This is a genomic window from Streptomyces glaucescens (assembly GCF_002154375.1).
GTDB classification, from domain to species: Bacteria; Actinomycetota; Actinomycetes; order Streptomycetales; family Streptomycetaceae; genus Streptomyces; species Streptomyces glaucescens.
In genome coordinates, this window is the sequence record NZ_MUND01000574.1 from 1 (window position 1) to 3,303 (window position 3,303).

The 3,303-nt window shown below is 71.2% G+C and carries 4 protein-coding genes; 1 reads left to right on the forward strand and 3 read right to left on the reverse strand.

The window, feature by feature from the left end:
* The 3 genes from CCN42_RS32115 to CCN42_RS32120 all read right to left on the reverse strand — a co-directional run.
* A partial coding sequence (locus CCN42_RS32115) for a polysaccharide pyruvyl transferase family protein (protein WP_086740878.1) occupies nucleotides 1–822 on the reverse strand: 822 nt, incomplete at its 3' end.
* 121 nt (nucleotides 823–943) lie between these two features.
* Complete coding sequence (locus tag CCN42_RS45945) at nucleotides 944–1,162, reverse strand: hypothetical protein (RefSeq protein ID WP_339384445.1); 219 nt, start codon at nucleotides 1,160–1,162, stop codon at nucleotides 944–946.
* On the reverse strand, nucleotides 1,105–2,451 hold the full coding sequence (locus CCN42_RS32120) for an alpha/beta fold hydrolase (protein ID WP_339384446.1): 1,347 nt from the start codon (nucleotides 2,449–2,451) through the stop codon (nucleotides 1,105–1,107). Before CCN42_RS32120 ends, CCN42_RS45945 begins: the two co-directional genes overlap by 58 nt.
* A gap of 172 nt (nucleotides 2,452–2,623) precedes the next feature.
* Here CCN42_RS32120 and CCN42_RS32125 point away from each other — a divergent pair, with 172 nt between their 5' ends.
* Nucleotides 2,624–2,848, forward strand: coding sequence for a peptidoglycan-binding domain-containing protein (locus CCN42_RS32125; RefSeq protein WP_086740880.1), 225 nt, complete (start codon nucleotides 2,624–2,626; stop codon nucleotides 2,846–2,848).
* The last annotated feature ends 455 nt before the right edge of the window (nucleotides 2,849–3,303 follow it).

The following is a 3,303-nucleotide window of genomic DNA, read 5'->3' on the forward strand; positions in this document are numbered from 1 at the left end:
CGCCGCACCCCGTCCCGCCCCCAGGCACCACTTCCACCACCGCTCCAGCCCTTCCCCGTCCACGCTCTCGGCGGGCAGCAGCGCGGGCCAGCGGCAGGCGCGGGCCTGGGCGGTGACCTTGGCGCCGCCCGCGATCGGGTCGACGGCCAGTGCGGGGGTGCCCGCGCGCAGCGCCAGTACCAGGCCGTGCAGCCGGTCCGTGACGACGAGGTCGAGGCGGGAGAGGACGGAGGACAGCTGGGCGGGTGTCGCGCACAGCCGCCAGTCGCGGGTGTCGAGCCGGGTCTCCAGTTCCAGCCGGGCGCAGTCCTTGCCCGCCAGCCAGCGGGTCACCCGCTCGGCGACCAGGTCGTGTCGCCGCTGCGGGCCGTACTCGTGCTGCCCGTGGGTGAGGATCACCCCGACCACGGGACGGGCGGGGGCGGCCGGTGCCCGTGCCGCCAGGTCGGTCACCGGCTCGGTGCCGGGCGCGTCGCGGGCCACCACCCGGTGGAACCCGGTGACGGCCGGTGCCCGTGGGTCGACCACGGACGTGCCGACCGCGATCCGCACGCAGTGGGCGAACCGCCGGTGCAGTTCCTCGATCTGCGGCCCGTGCACGGGGCCGCAGACGAAGACCAGATGCGAGTACCGCTCGGGCCGCACCTCGTCCAGGTGCGGCGCCCGGGGGCGGAAGCCGGGGCTCCAGACGACGTCGTAGGGACATCCCGCCCGGTCGAGCACCTGCTCGACCCGGGCGAGTGCCAGTACGTCCCCGGCGGTCGCCTCCCCGTCGTGGAAGCTGAACCACCCGGTGAGCAGAATCCTGCGTGGCGCGGTCATGGCGGGCCGAGTGCCCGGGCGCGCCGAACCTCAATCGCCGGTCACCTCCCTGTCGGGGGATGGAGCGAACCACCGGTCGCCGGAGTCCGGGGCGGGTGGTGCGGGCGGGCGGAACCGGCCCTCACCGCCAGGGCGTCGCCGAGAGGCGGATGCTCGTGTGCTCGCCGAGGAGCGGCCGGGCGTTCTCGGGGAACGGGACGTGTGTGACCCAGCGGCCCGCGGCGGGGTCCTCGTCGGTCAGCGGGCGGCCCTGCGGCTCGTGGTCCTTGATCGTGCCGGGGATCAGCGAGTTCCAGGTCGCCCAGATACCGGGTGCCGCACCGCTGCCGACGTCCACCACCAGGGAGTCGTCGAAGTCGGCGGTCTGCTCCAGGTGGTCGCCGAAGTCGAGGATCCGGCGGTTCGCGCGCAGCGAGAGGATCCGCACGTGCAGGGCGTAGCGCATGGTGGGGCTGTCGGCCGGGCGCGGCAGGTCGGTGCGCAGGAATGTGGTCGCCAGCGGCACGGACGGGGTGTCGGCGCCTCGGTGGCGGGTTTCGGCAGCGGTAGGGGGCACCAGTGGGCGGCCTGTCGTTCGTGCACCACGACGGGCAGGCCGCGGATGGCCAGCAGGACTTCGGCCTGCCAGCTCACCCCGGGGTCGGCGGGCAGCCGGTGGCCGACCAGCTCGGCCTCGATCCGGAGATCGCCGAAGAGGAAGCGGCGCAGGTTCTGGTAGCCCTCCTCGGAGTTCACCAGCCCGTAGCGGCCGCTGTGGCTGCGGTGCACGAACGCCCCGTGGGAGCCGGGCACGGCGGCCTTGTCGATCTGCACCAGGCCGTCGCTGCGGGCGCCGACCATCGCGGAGGACATGCCCAACGCCACTTCGTAGTCGCCCGGGTTGGTGCCCACCAGGCAGAACACCCGCCGCACCGGGAACCTCCCCGGCCCCTGCGGGACGGCCCGGGCGTCCCAGTCGTCCGGGGGCTCGTCGCCGCGCCGTTCGGCGTCGGGGGTGAGGTAGGCGTACATCCGGCGCGGGCCGAAGATGTCGCCGCCCTGGATGCCGAAGGTGTCCCGCAGCCGCTCGAAGACGCCGAAGCCCACGTCGAAGGAGATGCCGCCGTGCGGGGTGCCGTAGGTGAAGAGCTTGTCCACGTGCTCCGTCGGGTCCGTGCCCCGGTCGGGGAGGATCTTCTGCAGCAGGCAGCGGCAGACCAGCCCGCCCATGGAGTGCGCGACCAGATGCACCCGGGGCGCACCGCTCTTCGCCTTGATCTTCTCGATCAGCCGCAGCAGATCGGTGGCGGCGTCCTCCAGGCGGAACTCCTTCGGTTTCGCGCTCCAGCTGGTGGCGGACGCGTCGTAGAAACGGTGGATCCAGATGCTGTCCGCGGGAATTTCCGGGTGCGTATCCAGATACGATTCCTGGCCGCCTTCGACGAGGATGTGGTAGCCCTCATCGAGGTGGAGGCGGAGCAGCGGGCTCTCGAACTGATGGAAGGTCGGTTTCTCTCCCGGTCCCACCCGCACATGCGTGGATCCTTCGTTGAAGCCGTAGAAGGGATCCGTGACGGCCTTGTTGATTCCTGAAGTATCGCCCGCGAATCCTCTGACGTAGATGATCGGGAGCTTGTCCTGGCTGGTCATGGCCGGCTCCGGGGGGCGGATCTGAAATTCAACTTTACGTCCGGCCCTTCACACCGGCCACCGCAGGAATCGCCGTCGCGGAGCGCGGGATCCACACTGGAGAGAGGAGCAGGCGACCGGAACGGGAGGTTCATGACGGTGGGACAGAAATTCACGCAGGGAGGACGGGATCATGGCTTCCTTCAATCTCAAGAGTCCCCACGCGATCCAGGAAGCGCTGAAGCTGCTGGGATTCGACCCTGGTCCCAGTGACGGCATCGTGGGGCCGAAGACGAAGCAGGCGGTCAAGGCCTACCAGGGCAGCAAGAACCTGACGGCCGACGGCATCGTCGGGCCCATCACCCGTAAGGCCCTTGCGGAGGACCTTCGGGCACTGGGACACGACGTCACGGAGTAGGGGCCGCGATCGTTTCACCATGGGGCCGCCGGAGCGTCGTACCGCTCCGGCGGTGAGCCGTACAGGTCACCACGGACGGCGGTGCGGCGAGGACGGAGGGCCGTGTCCGTGGTCCGCACGACCTGCCTGCGGCAACTCGGCCAGAAGAGGCGGCCTTTGGGCGAGGCGGCCGGCGCCGAGGAGTTACGGCGGTGCTGCGTCGGTGGCGCAGGGGTGGGCACACGGCATCGCGGAGCGCTGATCGAGAGCGAGGCGGCGACTCCCGTCTCTCACCAAGTGAAACTTCCACATGCCGGAATCCGCTTGGAATTAGCTCGCTCCGCCCCCCGGCAGCCCCAACCCCCTCCGGGCTGATCCTCGACTTCGTCGGGGTCCTGACGTCGACCGCCCGGCCGGCCGTCGAGCCCCGGCGCTCCGCGCACGGCCTCGCCCCGGACGCCTGGCGTGAGACGGTC

Coding starts and splice junctions, on each gene's coding strand:
- CCN42_RS32120 (WP_339384446.1), bottom strand. CDS start 2,451: ATGACCAGCCAGGACAAGCTCCCGATCATCTACGTCAGAGGATTCGCG.
- CCN42_RS32125 (WP_086740880.1), top strand. CDS start 2,624: ATGGCTTCCTTCAATCTCAAGAGTCCCCACGCGATCCAGGAAGCGCTG.